Source organism: Pseudonocardia sp. HH130630-07 (genome assembly GCF_001698125.1).
GTDB lineage: Bacteria > Actinomycetota > Actinomycetes > Mycobacteriales > Pseudonocardiaceae > Pseudonocardia.
This window is the reverse complement of record NZ_CP013854.1, coordinates 2,175,429-2,192,573: the sequence shown is the minus strand read 5'-3', so window position 1 is coordinate 2,192,573 and position 17,145 is coordinate 2,175,429. Positions and strand designations below refer to the sequence as shown.

The window sequence follows — 17,145 nt, the reverse complement described above, 5'->3', positions numbered from 1 at the left end:
GCCATCGGTCGGCGGCATGCTGTGAACGTGCAGGTGACGGCGATGGTCCGGGACCCTCCCGACCGGTCGTCGAGCCGCCGTACGACGAACCGCGTCCGAATCGAGATGGGCGTTCGCCGACGGGGCGGGCGTCCGGTTCGGTACGGTTCGGCCCGGGGGGCTGCAGTGATGGGTGATCAGCGATGAGCGACGGACGGCACACCGGCGACGGGCCGGAGCGCGACTCGACCGGACCGGTGGGCGGGGACGACCCCACGCCGGTCGACCGGGCGCCGGGTTCGGCCTGGAACGACGGGACGCCGGAACCGGGCGCGCCGGTGCTCGGCCGGCCGGACGGCGGCGAGCCCGCGGGCGCGGAACCGGAGCCGCCCGCCGCGCCGCGCGGCCGGATGCGCCAGCAGGACGGCAGCACCACGCCGCGCGAGCCCACGCTGGCCGAGAAGCGGGCCCGTGAGCAGCGGATCCGGGCGGACCGCGAGGCGGTGCGCCTCAAGGAGGCTCGCTCGAAGACGACCAAGCGGGTGATGATCGGTGCCGGCGCCACGATCGGCGTCGTCGCCCTGATCGCGGCCGTCTACGCCGCCTCGTCCCCGGACGAGGAGATCGTCGCGCAGTGCGTGGACGACAACCAGGTCGTCGTCCCGGACGAGAACTGCGCCGGGTCGTCCCAGGAGGGCCGGGTCAGCGACGGTGGCGGCGGGTTCGCCTTCGTCCCGATCTTCTTCGGTGGCGGTGGCCGCCAGTACCACTACAACTACGGCAGCACCGGCAGCGTCGGGCAGGTCGCGACCGGCGGCACGGTCAGCCCGCCGCCCGCGGCGTCCAAGAGCGGCACCACCGTGCGCAGCGGTACCTCCGGCGGCACGATCTCGCGCGGCGGGCTCGGGGTCGGCGGGTCCAGCTCGTCGTCCTCGGGCGGCTCCGGCTCGTCCAGCGGGAGCTGAGGCGTGCGACGCGAGCGCGGCACCCCGCGTCCGGACTGGCAGCGCACCGTCGCCGACCAGGGTCTGGTCTTCGGCACCCCCGGCCGGGACGGGTCCGGCGGCGAGCGGCCGTACTGGGACGAGTCGGTGCACTACGTCTTCGAGATGGACGAGATCCTCTCCCTGGAGGCCGACGTCGAGGTCCTGCACTCGATGTGCCTGGCCGCCGTCGACCACGTGGTGACGACCGAGCGGTTCGCCGACTTCGCGCTGCCGGAGTGGTGCTGGCAGGCGGTCACCGACTCCTGGAAGCGGTCCGACCCGCACGTCTACGGCCGGTTCGACCTGCGCTACGACGGCTCCGGCCCGGCGAAGCTGCTGGAGTACAACGCCGACACCCCCACCTCGCTGCTGGAGGCGTCGATCCTGCAGTGGTACTGGCTGCAGGACGTGCACCCCGGCGACGACCAGTGGAACTCGCTGCACGAGAAGCTGGTCGAGCGGTGGGGCGAGATCCGGCAGGGACTGCCGTCGTCGGAGGTGCACTTCACCTGGTCCGGCGCCGATTCCTCCGGCGAGGACCACATCACCGTCGGGTACCTGCAGGAGGCTGCGGCCGAGGCCGGCATCGACACCGTCGGGCTGTCCATCGAGGACATCGGGTGGGACGTCGCGCTGGACCGCTTCGTCGATCTCGAGGAGGCGCCGATGTCGGGCGTCTTCAAGCTCTACCCGTGGGAGTGGATGCTCTCCGACGACTTCGGCAAGCACGTCGGCCGCAGCCTGCCGGAGACCATGTGGCTGGAACCGCTGTGGAAGACGCTGCTGTCGAACAAGGCGCTGCTCGCCGTGCTGTGGGAGCTCTACCCGGGGCACCCCAACCTGCTCCCCGCCTCGCTGAAGGACCCGGGCATCCTCACCGAGTACGTCCGTAAGCCGCTGCTCGGCCGGGAGGGCGCGAACATCCAGATCGTTGCCCCCGGCTACGAGACCGGCACCGGCGGCGTCTACGGCGAGGAGGGCTTCGTCTACCAGATGTTCGACCCGCTGCCCGAGTTCGACGGCTACCGCCCCGTCCTGGGCGCCTGGCTGGTCGGCGACACCGCCGCCGGGCTGGGCATCCGGGAGACCGCCGGCCTGATCACCGACGACGGCGCGGCGTTCGTCCCGCACCGCATCCCCGCTTCGTAGAACCCGCTCCCCGCACTACCGGAGGCAATTCCCGTGATCCTCGCCCAGGCGCTCGACGCCACCTACTGGGGCTTCCTCGGCCGTGGCATCGGCGCGATCCTGCTCTACGCCGTCATCGGCACGATCATGATGCTGGTCGGCTTCTGGGCGATCGACCTGACGACGCCGGGCAAGCTGCCGCAGATGGTGCGGGCCGGCCTGCCGAACGCCGTGACGATCACCTCGGCCGGCATGGTGTCGATGGCGTTCATCATCGTGACGGCGATCTACGGCTCGTCCGGCTCGCTGCTGCAGGGCGTGATCTCGTCGCTGGTGTTCGGCCTGATCGGGATCATCGCCCAGGTCGCGGCCGTCCGGCTGCTGGAGTGGGTGACCGGGATCGACATCGGCGACGTCATCCAGGACGACACCCCGCGCGCGGCGGCGAAGGTCGTCGCGGCCGCGCACGTCGCGCTGGGCCTGATCGTGGCGGTCGCGGTCTTCTAGGGTGTGTCTCCCAATGCGCGGAGCCAGGTGACGATCGCCTTCAGGACGGCGCCGCCGCGGAAGGTCAGGGCGAGCTTGTCGTAACGGGTGGCCAGCCCGCGCCACTGCTTGACGTGGCAGAACCCGCACTCGACGACGTTGCGGTTTCGGTAGTCGACCGGATCGAATGCGGGCGGTCGGCCACCGCGTGAGCCCCGTCGTTTGCGGTGTCCCTGCTGGTCAGAGGGCTCCGGAATGACAGCGATGATCCGGCGCTCGCGCAGGTGCCGGCGGATCGCGCGTGAGGAGTAGGCCTTGTCCGCGCGCACGCGTTCAGGCCGGGTCCGGGGTCGTCCCGGGCCCGGTCGGGCGATGCTCAGGCGCGCCATCAGGTGCGGAAACATTGGCGAGTCGCCGCCCTGGCCGGGGCCGAGGAGGACCACCAGCGGGCGGCCGTGCCCGTCAACGAGCTGGTGGATCTTCGTCGACAGCCCTCCGCGGGACCGTCCCAGCGCGTGATCTGCTGGTTCGGCGAGCAGATTCGTGTAGTTCGATCCGGCCCCCTGTGTCGCGCTTGAGGGTCGCGGCGTGCTGGTGGGCACGGATGATCGTGGAGTCCACGCTGACCGCCCACCCGAGCACCTCGGCGGCGTCGGCCTCGACCAGAAGAGCAGCCAGGATGTGGTCCCAGGTGCCGTCGCCGCTGTAGCGGCGGTGCCGCTTCCACAACGTCTGCCACGGCCCGAACTCGGCTGGGACGTCGCGCCAGGGAAGCCCGCACCGATACCGGTAGATGATCCCCTCGATCACCCGGCGGTCATCGCGGAACGGGCACCCGCGACGACCCTCGGAGGAGGGCAACAGCGGCGCCAGACGGGCCCACTGGGCATCAGTCAGGACAGCGGTACGCGGCACCGATCAAGCATCGCGCACCCCGCTCCGCCTATCTGGGAGACACGCCCTAGGTCCGGCGGTCAGGCCAGCGCGGCCACGACGTCGACCCGGGACTGCGGCGGCGGCATCGCCTCGATCTCCGAGCGGACCTCGCGGGCCGCGGCGGCCAGCTCGCCGTCGTGCACCAGGCGGCGCAACGCCTCCCCGGTGACCGGCCCGCCGATGCCGGCCCCGCGCGCCTGCACCAGCATCGCGTTCCGCCTGCGGTCGCCGGGGCCGGGCAGTGCCAGCTGCGGCACCCCGGCGGCGAGCGCGGACAGCACGTGCGCCGAGTTCCCGGCGTGCAGCACGGCGGCGCAGGCGGGCAGCAGCTCGGCCGGGGTGACCCGGCCGACCGAGCGGACCGCGCCGCCGAGGCCGCGGGCGAGCCGGCCGGACGGCCGCACCAGCACGAGCTCGCAGTCCGGGCCCTCCCCGTCGCGCACCACCCGCACCGCGGACGTCTGCACGACCGTGCGCCCCGGCCCCCCGCCGCGCAGCACGAGCAGCCGCGGGCGGACCGAGGGCTCCAGCAGCCACGCGGGCGGCGGGGTGCCGCCGGGCAGCCACATCGGGCGGACGGCGAGCGCGTCCCGGGCTCCGACGAGGCTCGCCGGGGCGATCGTCAGCACCACCGCCGGCGCGGGGACGCCGCGCAGCCCCCACCGGGCACCGGCACGCTGCAGGGGCCGCGAGTCCAGCAGGGCGCGGGTGGTGGCGAGGCCGTCGAGCAGGCCGTTCTCGTGCAGCACGACCGGCACGTCGTGCCGGGCCGCGGCGAGCGCCCCGGCGACGCCCATCGGCTCGTGCACGACGACGTCCGGCCGCCACTGCTCGGCCACCGTCATCAGTGCGTCGGTGAGCTCCTCGTTCATCGGGGCGAACAGCGAGCGGAGCCCGGCGTCGCCCCCGCGGCCGGCCAGCTGCGCGCGGGCGGTGACCGGGTGCGCGGCGAGCGAGCGGACGGCGAGCCTGCCGACCCGTAGGTTCCGGGCGACGTCGATGAACGGCAGCGGCCCGGCACCGCCGGACGGCAGCGACTCACCGCCGGTGGCCAGCAGGACCTCGTGCCCGGAGTCCCAGAGCGCGTGCGCGAGGGGGAGCAGCGGTGCGAGGTGTCCCGGCAGCGGGGCCGCGACCACCAGAACACGCACCCGACGAGGATATCCATCCCCGGCCGTCCCCGGGGGGGTTCCGTACGCTCGGCGGTGTGATCGCCGAGAACTCGCCCCGGTTGGTCGCGTCCGACGTCGACGGCACCCTGCTCGACGACCGCGACGCCGTCACCCCGCGCACCGCGGCCGCGGTCGCCAGGGCGGTCGCCGCCGGAGCCGGTTTCGTGCTGGTGACCGGCCGGCCGCCGCGCTGGGTCCCGCCGATCGTCGCCCAGCTGCCGCCCGGTGTGGTCCGGCTGGCCGTCTGCGCGAACGGGGCGGTGCTCTACGACGTGGTCGAGGACGTCGTGCTGGACGCGCACACCCTCGGACCGGACGCGATCGCCACCGTCGCCGGGCTCGCCACGGAGCTGTTCCCGGGGTGCGGGCTGGCCGCCGAGCGGGCGAGCGGGGGCGGCGACTTCCGCTCCGAGCCCGGGTACCTCGACGCGTGGGGCGAGCAGGGCAACGCGATCCCCCGCGCGGAGCTGCTCTCCCAGCCGGTGACGAAGCTACTCGTCCGGGCACCCGAGCTGACCAGCGAGCAGATGCTCGAGGCGCTCGCCCCGAAGGTCGAGGGGCTCGCCGACCTCACGTTCTCGCACCCACGGGGGCTGCTGGAGATCTCCGCCCCGGGGATCACGAAGGCGACCGGGCTGGCCGAGGTCGCGGCCCGGCTGGGCGTCGGCGCGGCGGAGACGATCGCGTTCGGCGACATGCCCAACGACCGCGAGATGCTGGCCTGGGCCGGTACCGGGGTCGCGATGGGCAACGCGCACCCGGACCTGGTCGTGCTCGCCGACGAGATCGCCGCCCCGAACACCGAGGACGGCCTGGCCGCGGTCCTGGAACGCTGGTTCTGACCGCGGCGGCACCCGCCGGTCGCCGTCCGTTCACCGGGGGCTCATCGCGGGGTCCGTGACGTGCCCCGATCCCGGGGCGCGACCCGGTCGCGCGTACCATTACGGGCTGTCATCGCCCGGATCGAGCCGGGTGCCAGCGGCACGCCAGGAGGGCCCCACCCCGTGGCAGACACCCTGGACCGTTCCGGTCCGCAACCGCCCGCCGACGCGGGCGTCGACCCCGCCGGGCCCCCGACCGGCGAGATCGTCGTGCTCGCGACCGTGCAGGACGCGCTCGCCACCGGGCCGACGGTGTCCGTCGCCCGTGGGATGTCGCTGTTCGGCGAGCACGCCGCCGGGTGGCTGGCGATCGGCCTCGCCGGGGCCGCGCTGGACCGTCCGCGGCGCCGGGAGTGGCTCGGCTCGGCGGCCGCGGTGGCGTTCGCCCACGGCGCCTCGATCGGCGTCAAGCGCGTCGTCCGGCGGCGCCGCCCGGACCACCCGTCGGTCCGGGTGCTCGTCGGCACCCCGAGCCGGCTGAGCTTCCCGTCCTCGCACGCCACGTCCACGACCGCGGCCGCCGTGCTCTACGGCGGCCTGCTCGGCCGTCGTTCCCGGCCCGCCGCGGCCGCGACGGTCGGTCTCATGGCGCTGTCCCGCCTGGTCCTCGGCGTGCACTACCCGACCGACGTCGCCACCGGCACCGCGCTCGGCGCGGTCGTCGCGACCGGCGCGCGGCGCGTGATCCGCCGCAACCCCACCCGGAGGGTGAGCGCATGACCAGCACGGACCCCGCCAAGATCGACCCCGCGAAGATCGACCCCGCCGGGATCGACGCGACCGACCCGACCGACGCCGCCACCGGCACCCCGTCGAAGGCCGAGATCGCCCGCGCCGCCGACCCGGCCACCCCGGTCGAGCCGGACGCCCCGGACGACGCCGGCGCCCCGGAGGGCCACGAGGCCGACGCGGCGGTGGGCGCAGCGGGTGCCGCGGCCGCGCCGCACGTCCCGCTGGACCCGTCCGAGCGGACGACGGCGATGGTCGCCCGCGGCCTGGTCCGCACGATGCGTCCCCGGCAGTGGGTCAAGAACGTCCTGGTGTTCGCGGCGCCGTTCGTCGGCGGCGGGCTGTTCGGCCTCGAGGTGCTGGTCGACTGCCTGATCGCGTTCGCGGCGTTCTCGCTCGCCGCGTCCGGCGTCTACCTGGTCAACGACGCGCTCGACGTCGAGGCCGACCGGGCGCACCCGACGAAGCGCCGCCGCCCGATCGCGGCCGGGATCGTCCCGGTGCCGCTGGCCTACGCGGCCTCCGCGGTGCTGTTCGGGGCGGCGATCCTGCTGTCGTTCCTGGTCACCTGGGAACTGATCGTCGTGCTCGCGGTGTACGTCGCCGTGCAGCTGTCGTACTGCCTGTGGCTCAAGCACCAGCCGGTGCTCGACATCTGCATCGTCGCGTCCGGCTTCCTGATGCGCTCGATCGCCGGTGGTGTCGCGACCGGCATCCCGCTGTCGCAGTGGTTCCTGCTGGTCACCGGTTTCGGATCGCTGTTCATGGTGGCGGGCAAGCGGTACGCGGAGCGGCAGCTGGCCGAGGCGACCGGGGCGAAGATCCGCAAGTCGCTGGAGAGCTACTCGTCGTCGTACCTGCGCTACATCTGGTCGCTGTCGGCCACGGTCATGATCATGACCTACGGCCTCTGGGCGTTCGAGATCCGCGAGGCGCACCACAACACCGTCTGGTCGGTGCTGTCGATCGTGCCGTTCGTGATCGCGGTGCTGCGGTACTCGGTGGACGTCGACCGGGGCACCGGCGGCGAGCCCGAGGAGATCGCCCTGGGCGACCGGGTGCTGCAGGTGCTCGCCGTGGCCTGGATCGCGATGCTGACCCTGGCCGTCTACAGCTGATCCGCCCGGGGCCGGACCGCTCGGCGGTCAGGCCCGGGAGGTGTGCCAGGCCCAGGTCGCGGCGAGGCCGTCGGCGAGCGTCGTCGGGGTCGGCAGACCCAGCTCGGCGATCCCGCGGGACGGGTCGAGGCAGCTGCGCCGCAGCTCGCCCGGCCGGGCCGCCCGGTACTCGGGGGCGAAGTCCGCGGCGTCCAGCCCGGCGATCCGGCCGATCGTCGCGGCCAGCTCGGTGATGGTGGACTCGGTGCCGGTGCCGACGTTGAACACCGAACCGGCCAGCTCCCCGGCCGCGAGCCGGTCGGCGGCCGCGGTCGCGGCCCTGGCGATGTCACCGACGTAGAGGAAGTCCCGCGTCTGGCCGCCGTCGCCGAACACGGTGGGCCGCAGCCCGGCCCGCGCCCGGTCGCAGAACAGCGACACCACCCCCGCACCGCCCGCGGGGTGCTGGCGCGGCCCGTAGACGTTGGCGAAGCGCAGCACGAGCGCGGGCAGGCCGTGCTCCCGCACGAAGAAGCGGGTGTAGCCCTCGGCGGCGAGCTTGCTCATCCCGTACGGCGACTCCGGCTCGGCCGGCTGGTCCTCCCCGGTGGGGAGCGGCGCGCCGTCGCCGTAGATCGCGCCCCCGGTGGAGCAGACGACGACCGCACCGGCGCCCGCGTCGCGCGCGGCCCGCAGCACCGACAGCGTGCCGAGGACGTTCACCGAGGCGTCGTGCAGCGGGTCGGCCATCGACGTGCGGACGTCGATCTGCGCGGCCAGGTGGTACACGGCGTCCGGCCGGAAGTCCGCGGTGCACGCCGTCAGTCGCTCGGTGTCGCGGATGTCCAGCTCGGTCGGTCCGACCCCCGGCGGGAGGTTGTCCCGCTTCCCGGCCGAGAGGTCGTCCACGACGAGCACCTCGTCGCCCCGGGCGAGGAGCGAGTCGACCAGGGTGGAACCGATGAAACCGGCTCCGCCGGTGACGAGCGCGCGCATGCGTGGGTCCTCTCGTGGTGGGTGGGGGACGGCGGTCAGCCGACCGGCTGGTCGATGCGGTCCAGGTCGAGCCGGTACACCGACACCGTGCCGTCGGTGAACTCCTTGGTCAGGCCCGGGAGCGGACGCTCGTCGAGATCCTGCAGTCCCGGCGGGACGGTGAACGGGACGGTGGGGTCGACCCAGTTGTACGGGGCACCCGCGGCCCCGATCCCGGGTGCGGCCGTATCGACGTAGACCCAGCCCACGTCGAGATCGCGCAGCATCCCGCGGATCGACGGGTCCTGTGGGTAGTCCCGGAAGCCGCGTTGCAGCGGGATGGACCAGCCCGTCGTCGCGGTGCCCAGGGTCGCGGTGCTGACGACCGGGATCCCGGCCCCGACGTAGAGGAACGTGGACCCGTCGTTGGCCGAGTTCATCACCCGCTCGCCCGGCGCGACGCGGTCACGCAGGAACTCGACCGCGGCGAGGTCCTCGGGGCCGACCCGGACGAATTCCGGTTCGGCGTAGCGGGAGGCGACCGCGGCCGTGTTCGTCGCGACGGCGGTGCGGACGGGGACGACGACGAGCCCGGCGGCGCACGCCAGCACGGCGACGGCGAGCACCGTCGGACCGCGCAGCACGACCGGGAGCGCCCGGCGGACCGCACGGACCACGACCGCGACCGCCAGCACCACCGCGAGGGCGGCCAGCGCCGGGACGAAGATCGACACGTGCGCCCAGATCCGCACCATCGCGTGGTAGAAGAAGCCGGTGACCGGGGCCTCCGCGCCGGTGCCGGGGCTCAGCATCGCGGCGAAGGTGACACCCACCCAGGCCGCCCACGCGGTGACCAGGCCCAGACCACGCCCGGCACGGACCGCCGCGGCGACCCCGGCGAGGCAGAGCACGGTGAGCCCGGCCTGGCCGATCCGGTGCCCCTCGTCGAGGTAGCCGCCGTAGCCGAGCCCGATCGCGCTCCCGAGCGCGTCGGCGAACCCGGACGGCGGGCTGTCCGGCGGGAACGCGGCGACGCCTCCGACGGAGGCCGTGCTGGACAGCACCAGGGGGAGCCCGGCGAGTACCGCGACCGCCGCGGTGCCGCCGAGTACCGGCAGGGTGCGGTACAGCGTCGCCCTGGTCGGCCGGTGCACGAGGTCGCCGACCGCCCAGGCGAGCAGGCTCAGCCCCACGGTCATGGCGGCGCTCGGGTGCACGGCGACCAGACCGGCCGAGCCGAGTCCGAGTGCGGCACCGGTACCGAGCCGGCTGCGCTCCCGCCAGGCCAGCAGGAACCCGGCGAGCAGGCCGGGTGTCAGGGCCAGCGCGACGGCGTTCGGGTAGATCCCGCCGTCGTGCATCAGCTGGAACGGCGGCCGGTACAGCGCGGGTGCGACGACCGCGGCGACGCCCCCGACCAGCCACGACGTCGTCCGCCCGGTACCGATCCGGCGGGCGGCGACGACACCGAGGACGGCGGAGCCGAACACCCAGCACACCGCGAGGTAGACGATCGTGAACGCGTTCAGCGCGGCGACCGGCTCCGCCCCGAACCCGGCGAGCAGTGCGGGCGCGAGGTGCCCGCCGCCGGGGTAGGTCGACACCGGCTGCCCGGACAGCAGGTCGGACGGCTGGATCTGCCACGGGGCCATCCGCCCGGTGCGCATCATGTAGGCGACGAGCACCTGGTGGGTGACCATGTCGTGCTCCTGCGCGACCCGGTCGAGGCCACTGAACCCGCGCAGCCAGGTCCGCGTGGCGAGCGCCGCGCCGACCGCGACCATGCCGATCGCGGCGACCCGCGGTGCCCACGGGCGCAGCCGGGGGACCGGCCGGTCGGCCCGGCGCCACCACCGGACGATCCCGCCGGCGACGAGAAGCAGCGTCAGGACGCCGACCCCGACCGGGCCGAACGGTAGCCCGGCCGCGGCGAACCCGCAGGCGGCGAGCACGAGCAGGCCGATCGTCGTGGCCGGGGCGACGGCGAGGACGAGCAGCGGGGAACGCACCCCGGCGAGCAGGGCGAGCCCCGCACCGGGCGCGAGGGCCAGGATCAGTGCACCGAGCAGGATCAGGTGATCGAGCACGGCGCACCCCCGAGCCCGTCCGCCCGGACGCGCCGTGGCGCCGGTGGCCGGCCTCGCCCGAACCCGCGCACGATCAGGTGTGCGGCCGTCCCGCCGCACCGGTGACGGCGTCGCTCGCGTCCTGGGCGTGGCCGTTGCCGGCGGCCGTCGCCGACCGGGCGTCGCGCTCGGCGAGCTGGTCGAGCTTGCGGGCCAGCTCCTCCTCGCGGCGGGCCAGCTCGGCGTCCCGGACGGCGATCTGGCGGGCCAGGTTGGTCAGGTGCTGGCTGATCTCGCGGTCGCGCAGGTAGGAGTTCAGCATCCCGAACACGAACGCGACGACCAGCAGGTACACGATGAGGTCGGTGCCGCGGCCGATGCCCAGCGCGCGGGCGAGGACGGTCACGTCGTCCGGCCGGAGCACCGCATAGATGTTCACGACGACGAACGCACCGAACGCCAACCGCTTGCTGGCGCGGATCTTGACGTTCTGCCCGCTGCGGACGAAGTAGACGAGCGCGGCCAGCGCGGCGAGCACGAGGACGATCTGGACGATCACGGCACTACCTCTGTCGGACGGACAGGTCGAACAGGATGTTCACCCCGTTGAACAACGACTGACCCTTGGATCGGGAGTACTCGGTGTACCGGATCGTGACCGGTGCCTCCCTGATCCGCCAGGACGACCGGGCCAGCGCGGCGACGATCTCGGAGGCGTGCGCCATCCCGTTCATCGAGATCCGCAGCTCCTCCAGCACCGGCCGGGACAGCACCCGCAGGCCGTTGTGCGCGTCGGTGAGCTGCAGCTTCCGGCTGGCCGGGGACAGCATCGCGACGGTCCGCAGCACGAGCCGCTTGAGCGGGGGGATCGGCTCGGTCGCCTCCAGGAACCGGGAGCCGAGCACGGCGTCGGCCGCCCCGCTGCGCACGATCTCGACCATCGCCGCGGCGTCGGCCACGTCGTGCTGGCCGTCGGCGTCGAAGGTGACGACCCGCTCGGCGCCGCGGCGCAGGGCGTAGTCGATCCCGGTCTGCAGGGACGCGCCCTGACCCAGGTTGATCGGGTGCCGAACCAGGTGCGCGGGGGTGCCCGCGATCCGGGCGGCGGAGTCGTCGCGGCTGCCGTCGTCGACGCAGACGACGTTCGGGAAGCGGGTGCGGACCTCGGTGACGACGTCGGCGATGACGGTCCCCTCGTTGTACACGGGGACCACCACCCAGGTGCCGGTGTCGGCGTCGGTGTCCACTCCTCGTCCTTCCCGGGCGTCGGTCGGTCCTCCTACGGCGCCGCGGCCAGCAGGCTATCGCTCCGGCGTGTCGTGGTTTGCGGCCGGTCGGTACTTCGGGGACGGCGGCGCACCGCCGGACCCGGCCTGACTACCCTCGTCGGCATGCGCATTCCGGACGCGATCGAGATCGGTGGACACCGCGTCGGCCCCGGCGAGCGACCGTTCGTCATCGCCGAGGTGTCCGGCAACCACAACGGATCGCTGGACCGCGCCCTGGAGATCGTCGACGCGATCGCCGGTTCCGGCGCGCAGGCGGTCAAGTTCCAGACCTACCGGGCCGACACGATCACCATCGACGTCGACGGGCCGGCCTTCCGGATCCGTGACGACCACGGGCTGTGGGGCGGCCGGAACCTCTACCAGCTCTACGAGCAGGCGCACACGCCGTGGGAGTGGCACGAGCCGCTGTTCGCCAGGGCCCGGGAGCACGGCCTCGTGCCGTTCTCCAGCCCGTTCGACCCGACGGCGATCGAGCTGCTGGAGTCCCTGGACGCCCCGGCGTACAAGGTCGCCTCGGCCGAGCTGGTCGACCTGCCGCTGATCCGCCGGATGGCCGCCACCGGCAAGCCGCTGGTCGTCTCGACCGGGATGGCGACGCTCGCCGAGATCGACGCGGCGCTGACCGCGGCCCGCGACGGCGGGGCGACCGAGATCGTGCTGCTCGCCTGCACCGCCTCGTACCCGGCCGACCCGGCGGACGCGAACCTGCAGTCGATCTCGGCGCTGCGCGAGGCGTTCGGGATCCCGATCGGGCTGTCCGACCACACCCCGGGCATCGGCGTGTCGGTCGCCGCGGTCGCGCTGGGCGCGGTGGCGATCGAGAAGCACGTGACGCTGCAGCGGTCCGACGGCGGCGTCGACTCGGACTTCTCGCTGGAGCCGGGGGAGCTGGCGTCGCTGGTCACCGAGGGCGACGCCGCGCGGAAGGCGATGGGCCCGGCCCGGTTCGGGCCGCGGGAGTCCGAGCGCGACACCCTGGCCCTGCGCCGGTCGCTCTACGTCGTCGCCGACGTGGAGAGCGGGGAGAAGGTCACCGAGCAGAACGTGCGCTCCATCCGCCCTGCCGGTGGCCTCCCGACCGACACCCTGACGACCGTCCTGGGCCGGACCTTCACCCGCAGCGTCCCCCGCGGCACCCCTCTGACGTGGGAGATCATCTGACGGGCTCGGGTCCCTGCACTCATGGAGCTTCAGCCCGGTCCCACGAGGCCCACGCTCCATGAGTGCGTCCGCGGGCGGGGTCAGTGCAGGGTGGTCAGGGCCTCCTTGGTGAACGGGACGAGATCGGACTCGCGGCCCTCCAGGACCTTCCGCCCCCACTCCGGGTCCGCCAGGAGCGCGCGGCCGACGGCGACGAGGTCGAACTCGTCGTTCTCCAGCCGGTCCAGCAGCCGCTCCACGCTCTCCACGTGCGCGGTCCCGATGCCGTCGGCGAGCGTCTCCGGGGCGAAGACCTGGTCCAGGCCGACCGAGCCGACGGTGATCGTCGGCCGGCCGGTGACCTTCCGGGTCCACCCGGCCACGTTCAGCGCCGGGTCGGCGTCGGGGAACTCCGGCTCCCAGTAGCGGCGCCCGGAGGCGTGGAACGCGGTCACGCCGGCCTCGGCCAGCGGGGTGAGCACGGTGGCCAGCTCGTCCGGCGTCCGGGCGAGCTTCGCGCCGTAGTCGCCGGCCTTCCACTGCGAGAACCGGAACACGATCGGGAAGTCGGGGGCGACCTGCGCCCGCACCGCGGCCACGATCTCCGCGGCGAACCGGGCCCGCTCGGCCGGGCCACCGCCATAGGAGTCGGTACGGCGGTTGGTCCGCTCCCACAGGAACTCGTCGATCAGGTAGCCGTGCGCGCCGTGCAGTTCGACGCCGTCGAAACCGATCCGCTCGGCCTGGCGCGCGGCCTCGGCGAACGCACCGATGATGCGGTCGAGCCCGGCCGTCGTCAGGGCCTCGCCGGCGCCCTCGGTGCCGTCCAGCGCGATGCCCGACGGGCCGACCGACGGCGCCTCGGGGACCGGCCCGCTGCCGACGGTGCGGGTGATGCCCACGTGCCAGAGCTGCGGCATGATCCGCCCGCCCGCCTCGTGCACCCCGGAGACGACCTCGGACCAGCCGGCCAGCGACGCCTCGCCGTGGAACCGCGGCACCGTCGGCACGTCACCGGCGGACGGGTCGTCGACGTAGGTGCCCTCGGTGATGATCAGCCCGGTGCCCGCTGCGGCCCGTCGCCGGTAGTAGGCGGCGACGTCTGCACCGGGGACGCCGTCCGGCGAGAACGCCCGGGTCATCGGGGCCATGACGATCCGGTTCGGCAGCTCCGCGGAGCCGAGGGTGAGGGGCCGGGCGAGGAGCTCGGCAGCACGAGTGGCCATGTCGGTGTCACTTCTCCTGCAGGTGGGGCCCTGCACGGGCACGTCGGCGGGTCCGGGCGGGAGCGATAAAAGGTTCCGATCAAAGATACATATAGACTCACGATCTGCAACAGTGACTGTTGCCATTCGGTCCGCGGTGGCCCGGGACCGGTACGCTGTGGTCCGGCCGATGCGGGGAGGTGACGCCGTGCTGGACATCCGGTTCTCCAGCGCACTGCAGGCGATGCTGTACCTCGCGGTCGGGGCCGACGGCGACGAGCGCCCCACCAGCTCGGCCGAGCTCGCCACGGCGCTCGGCACCAACCCCAGCCTGGTCCGCCGGATGCTGGTGCCGCTCGCGGCCGGTGGACTGATCACGTCGGTCAAGGGGCGCGGCGGCGGCACCCGGCTGAGCCGTCCGGCCGGGGAGATCAGCCTCGCCGAGATCTACCGCTGCGCGGTCGGGGAGAAGCCGCTGTGGGCCTGCCGGCCGGAGGGCGAGCACGTCTGCCTGGTCAGCACGAACGGCGCCGAGTACTTCGCCCGACTGACGGCAGACGCGGAACGGGCGGTGCTGGAGTCACTGGGCGGGCGCACGCTGGCCGACGCCCTGGCCGACATCCGTCGTCTGGACCGGGAGCCCGCGCCGCGCTGAGCCGCTGGTCACCGGGTGGCGTCGACGACGAAGTCCCGGCCGAGTCCGAGCAGCACGCGGTCCGCCGTGAGGAGCCGCCAGCCTTCGCACTGTGCCTGGGCGACGATCAGCCGATCGAACGGATCGTGCCGGACGAGTTCGGGGAAGGTCCGCAGGCCCTCCGCGTGTGCGGCGGTGACGTCGAGGATGCTCACCCCTTCGTCGTCGAGGAGTTGCGGGAGCCCGGCCGGCAGGTCCAGCTTCCCGAGCATGGCCTTGATCATGAGTTCCCAGACCGTCGCGGCCGAGACGTGTACCCCGGAGTCCGTCTCCACGGTCCGTTGCGCCCGGGGTCCGAGCCTGCTGCTGCCCGCCAGGACCCACAGCAGCGCCTGGCTATCGAGGAGCAGCATCGTCGCCGTAGAACATCCGCTGGATGTCGGGATCGATCTCGCCGAAGTCGGCGTCGTCGTAGCGGATACGGCCACGGAGGCCGCCGATCCGCACGGTTCGACGCTGGTGCGGGACCAGGTCGGCGACGGGTGTCCCGGCCCGGGAGATGGTGATCCGCTCGCCGGCGGCGACCCGTTCGAGCAGCTGGGACAGCTGGGCCTCGGCCTCGTGGATGTTGAACTCCGCAGTCACCGGTCCTCCTCGTCGGACGTCGGCGATTCTAGGGTGTGCCCACTGGTTCGCGGGGACGGATCAGCGCCGCTGTCGGTATCCTGACTCGGCGGTCGGGGGCCCGGTGGCCTGTGCGGACTCCCGCGCGTGTCGCGTCAGTCGATGCTCCTGACCACCCGCGCCGGGACGCCCGCGACCAGGGTGCGGGCCGGCACGTCACGGGTGACGACCGCCCCGGCCGCCACGACGGAGCCCGCGCCGACGGTCACGCCCTGGGTGACGACGGCGGCCGCGCAGATCCAGACGTCGTCCTCGATCACGATCGGCGCGCTGGCGACGTACTCGCGTCGCTCGGCCAGGGCGAGCGGATGCCCCCCGGTGACGAGGCTGACCCGGGGAGCGATCATGACGCCGTCGCCGATGCGGATGCCGCCGTTGTCCATGAACGTGCAGCCCTGGTTCACGAAGACGTTCTCGCCGAACCTCGTGCCCAGCCCGTACTCGGTGAAGAAGGGCGGGTAGATCGTCACCGACTCCGGTAGCGGGCCACCGAAGACAACCGAGAGTAGTTCTGCACGGGCCTCGGTGTCGCTGAACGGCAGCGCGTTCAGCCGGGAGGTCGCGTCGGTCACCAGCGCGATCCTCTCCGCGTAACGCGCGAACTCGGGTGTGCGGACGTAGGTGACCTGCTCGGTGCGGGTGGACATGCTGCGGATCCCAGCACCCTGGCGACGTCCCGATCAAACAACCCGACGCGCGTCCGTAACAACTGCTGGTTGTCTCCGTAGGGTGGTGACGTGGACATCGGGGCGCTGCGCACCTTCGTGGCCGTCGCCGGGGCCGGGCAGTTCCAGGCCGTGGCCGACGAGCTCGGGATCAGCCAGCAGGCGGTCTCCAAGCGGATCGCGGGCCTGGAGCGGGACGTCGGGGCCGCGCTGCTGGTGCGCACCTCCCGCGGGTCGCGGCCCAGCCCGGACGGGCAGGTCCTGCTGCCGCACGCGAGGAAGGTCCTGGCGGCGATCGAGCAGGCGGAGCGCGCCCTGCGTCCCGGCAGCCGGCCGCTGCGCGTCGACGTCCTCAACCGGCGGATCGCCCCGGCCCAGGCCGTCTACCGCTTCTACCGCTCCCGCCCCGACACGGCCATCGACACGGTCACGCTCGACGAGGACGCCGTCCGGGCCGCCCGGGCCGTGCTCGAGGGCAGCGTCGACGCCTCGTTCCGCGCCGTTGCGGCGGACCGGGTCCCGGCCGGGATCAGGGCCGAACGGCTCCTGGACGTGCCCGTGCAGCTCCTGGTCGGACCCGGGCATCCGCTGGCCGGCGAGACCCGGGTCCGGCCCGCCGATCTGGCCGGTCACCGCATCTGGGTCCCCGGGATCAGGCCGGGGACGGAGTGGGAGCGGTTCCACCGGTCGCTCGCGGACGCCTTCGGCCTGGGCATCGACGGGCTCGGCCCGCACTTCGGCGACGAGGCACTCATGGACACGCTGGCCGACTCGGCCTCGCTGGCGACCCTGGTCGGTAGCGGTGACCGTTACGTGTGGCCGGAGAGCTACGACCTGCGGCGCATCCCGCTGCACGATCCGACCCCGGTCTACCCGCACGTCCTGCTCACCCGCTCCGACGACCGGCACCCGGTACTGACCGGCCTGCGCGACCATCTACGAGCCCAGGCCCCGGACGCCGTCGACGACGTGTGGGTACCGGACTGGGTAGCCCCCTGATCCCCCCGCTCCCCGTTCCACTCATGGAGCTTCGGCCCGGCCATACGAGGCTGAAGCTCCATGAGTGGAACGGGAGACGGGATGGGCGCCCCCC

18 protein-coding genes and 1 pseudogene are annotated in these 17,145 nt (G+C 73.6%); 9 read left to right on the top strand and 10 right to left on the bottom strand.

The annotated features are described in order from the left end of the window. Positions 1-182 precede the first annotated feature (182 nt). The 3 genes from AFB00_RS10640 to AFB00_RS10630 are packed head-to-tail and all read left to right on the top strand — an operon-like array spanning position 183 to position 2,600. Positions 183-944: a hypothetical protein gene (locus AFB00_RS10640; RefSeq protein WP_083275425.1), complete on the top strand. Its 762-nt coding sequence runs from the start codon at positions 183-185 to the stop codon at positions 942-944. 3 nt (positions 945-947) lie between these two features. After that, positions 948-2,114, top strand: coding sequence for a glutathionylspermidine synthase family protein (locus AFB00_RS10635; RefSeq protein WP_068797096.1), 1,167 nt, complete (start codon positions 948-950; stop codon positions 2,112-2,114). A 33-nt stretch (positions 2,115-2,147) separates the two neighbouring features. Next, positions 2,148-2,600, top strand: coding sequence for a DUF350 domain-containing protein (locus tag AFB00_RS10630; RefSeq protein WP_083275424.1), 453 nt, complete (start codon positions 2,148-2,150; stop codon positions 2,598-2,600). Here the strand turns inward: AFB00_RS10630 and AFB00_RS31660 are convergent. After that, positions 2,597-3,494 (bottom strand): annotated as a pseudogene (locus AFB00_RS31660) (IS5 family transposase). The gene AFB00_RS10630 and the pseudogene AFB00_RS31660 sit on opposite strands and share 4 nt — an antisense overlap. Before the next feature lie 59 nt (positions 3,495-3,553). Next, positions 3,554-4,666, bottom strand: coding sequence for a nucleotide disphospho-sugar-binding domain-containing protein (locus AFB00_RS10615; RefSeq protein ID WP_068797095.1), 1,113 nt, complete (start codon positions 4,664-4,666; stop codon positions 3,554-3,556). A 56-nt stretch (positions 4,667-4,722) separates the two neighbouring features. On the opposite strand from AFB00_RS10615, the gene AFB00_RS10610 reads away from it, so the two are divergent. From AFB00_RS10610 to AFB00_RS10600, 3 genes are all read left to right on the top strand, one after another. Further along, complete coding sequence (locus tag AFB00_RS10610) at positions 4,723-5,529, top strand: HAD family hydrolase (protein ID WP_068797094.1); 807 nt, start codon at positions 4,723-4,725, stop codon at positions 5,527-5,529. Between the two features lie 162 nt (positions 5,530-5,691). Beyond that, on the top strand, positions 5,692-6,288 hold the full coding sequence (locus tag AFB00_RS10605; RefSeq protein WP_083275423.1) for a phosphatase PAP2 family protein: 597 nt from the start codon (positions 5,692-5,694) through the stop codon (positions 6,286-6,288). Continuing rightward, the gene (locus tag AFB00_RS10600) at positions 6,285-7,415 is read left to right on the top strand and encodes a decaprenyl-phosphate phosphoribosyltransferase (protein WP_083275422.1); all 1,131 of its coding nucleotides are present in this window, start codon (positions 6,285-6,287) and stop codon (positions 7,413-7,415) included. Before AFB00_RS10605 ends, AFB00_RS10600 begins: the two co-directional genes overlap by 4 nt. Positions 7,416-7,442: 27 nt before the next feature. On the opposite strand, the gene AFB00_RS10595 is transcribed toward AFB00_RS10600, so the two are convergent. The 4 genes from AFB00_RS10595 to AFB00_RS10580 form a co-directional block, all read right to left on the bottom strand. Further along, on the bottom strand, positions 7,443-8,390 hold the full coding sequence (locus tag AFB00_RS10595) for an NAD-dependent epimerase/dehydratase family protein (protein ID WP_068797093.1): 948 nt from the start codon (positions 8,388-8,390) through the stop codon (positions 7,443-7,445). Positions 8,391-8,425: 35 nt separating this feature from the next. Continuing rightward, complete coding sequence (locus AFB00_RS10590) at positions 8,426-10,456, bottom strand: DUF6541 family protein (RefSeq protein WP_068797092.1); 2,031 nt, start codon at positions 10,454-10,456, stop codon at positions 8,426-8,428. Between the two features lie 73 nt (positions 10,457-10,529). Next, a complete protein-coding gene (locus AFB00_RS10585; protein WP_083275421.1) occupies positions 10,530-10,994 on the bottom strand; it encodes a DUF2304 domain-containing protein in 465 nt (154 codons plus the stop codon). A 4-nt stretch (positions 10,995-10,998) separates the two neighbouring features. Continuing rightward, a complete protein-coding gene (locus tag AFB00_RS10580) occupies positions 10,999-11,682 on the bottom strand; it encodes a glycosyltransferase family 2 protein (RefSeq protein WP_068797091.1) in 684 nt (227 codons plus the stop codon). A gap of 144 nt (positions 11,683-11,826) precedes the next feature. Between AFB00_RS10580 and pseI the strand changes: the two genes are divergently transcribed. Next, positions 11,827-12,885 (top strand): pseudaminic acid synthase, encoded by a 1,059-nt coding sequence (gene pseI, locus AFB00_RS10575; RefSeq protein ID WP_068797090.1) that lies wholly within the window; start codon positions 11,827-11,829, stop codon positions 12,883-12,885. An 80-nt stretch (positions 12,886-12,965) separates the two neighbouring features. On the opposite strand, the gene AFB00_RS10570 is transcribed toward pseI, so the two are convergent. Continuing rightward, complete coding sequence (locus tag AFB00_RS10570) at positions 12,966-14,090, bottom strand: NADH:flavin oxidoreductase (protein ID WP_068797089.1); 1,125 nt, start codon at positions 14,088-14,090, stop codon at positions 12,966-12,968. A gap of 187 nt (positions 14,091-14,277) precedes the next feature. Here AFB00_RS10570 and AFB00_RS10565 point away from each other — a divergent pair, with 187 nt between their 5' ends. After that, complete coding sequence (locus AFB00_RS10565; protein ID WP_068800187.1) at positions 14,278-14,724, top strand: RrF2 family transcriptional regulator; 447 nt, start codon at positions 14,278-14,280, stop codon at positions 14,722-14,724. An 8-nt stretch (positions 14,725-14,732) separates the two neighbouring features. Here AFB00_RS10565 and AFB00_RS10560 read toward each other — a convergent pair whose 3' ends face one another. The 3 genes from AFB00_RS10560 to AFB00_RS10550 form a co-directional block, all read right to left on the bottom strand. Beyond that, complete coding sequence (locus AFB00_RS10560) at positions 14,733-15,116, bottom strand: type II toxin-antitoxin system VapC family toxin (RefSeq protein WP_068797088.1); 384 nt, start codon at positions 15,114-15,116, stop codon at positions 14,733-14,735. Then, entirely contained in the window at positions 15,100-15,348 is a 249-nt protein-coding gene (locus tag AFB00_RS10555; RefSeq protein WP_068797087.1) for a type II toxin-antitoxin system Phd/YefM family antitoxin, read from the bottom strand. The genes AFB00_RS10560 and AFB00_RS10555 overlap by 17 nt, the downstream gene beginning before the upstream one ends. Positions 15,349-15,482: 134 nt before the next feature. After that, positions 15,483-16,034 (bottom strand): sugar O-acetyltransferase, encoded by a 552-nt coding sequence (locus AFB00_RS10550; protein WP_068797086.1) that lies wholly within the window; start codon positions 16,032-16,034, stop codon positions 15,483-15,485. A 90-nt stretch (positions 16,035-16,124) separates the two neighbouring features. Here AFB00_RS10550 and AFB00_RS10545 point away from each other — a divergent pair, with 90 nt between their 5' ends. Then, entirely contained in the window at positions 16,125-17,051 is a 927-nt protein-coding gene (locus AFB00_RS10545) for a LysR family transcriptional regulator (protein ID WP_068797085.1), read from the top strand. Positions 17,052-17,145 lie beyond the last annotated feature (94 nt).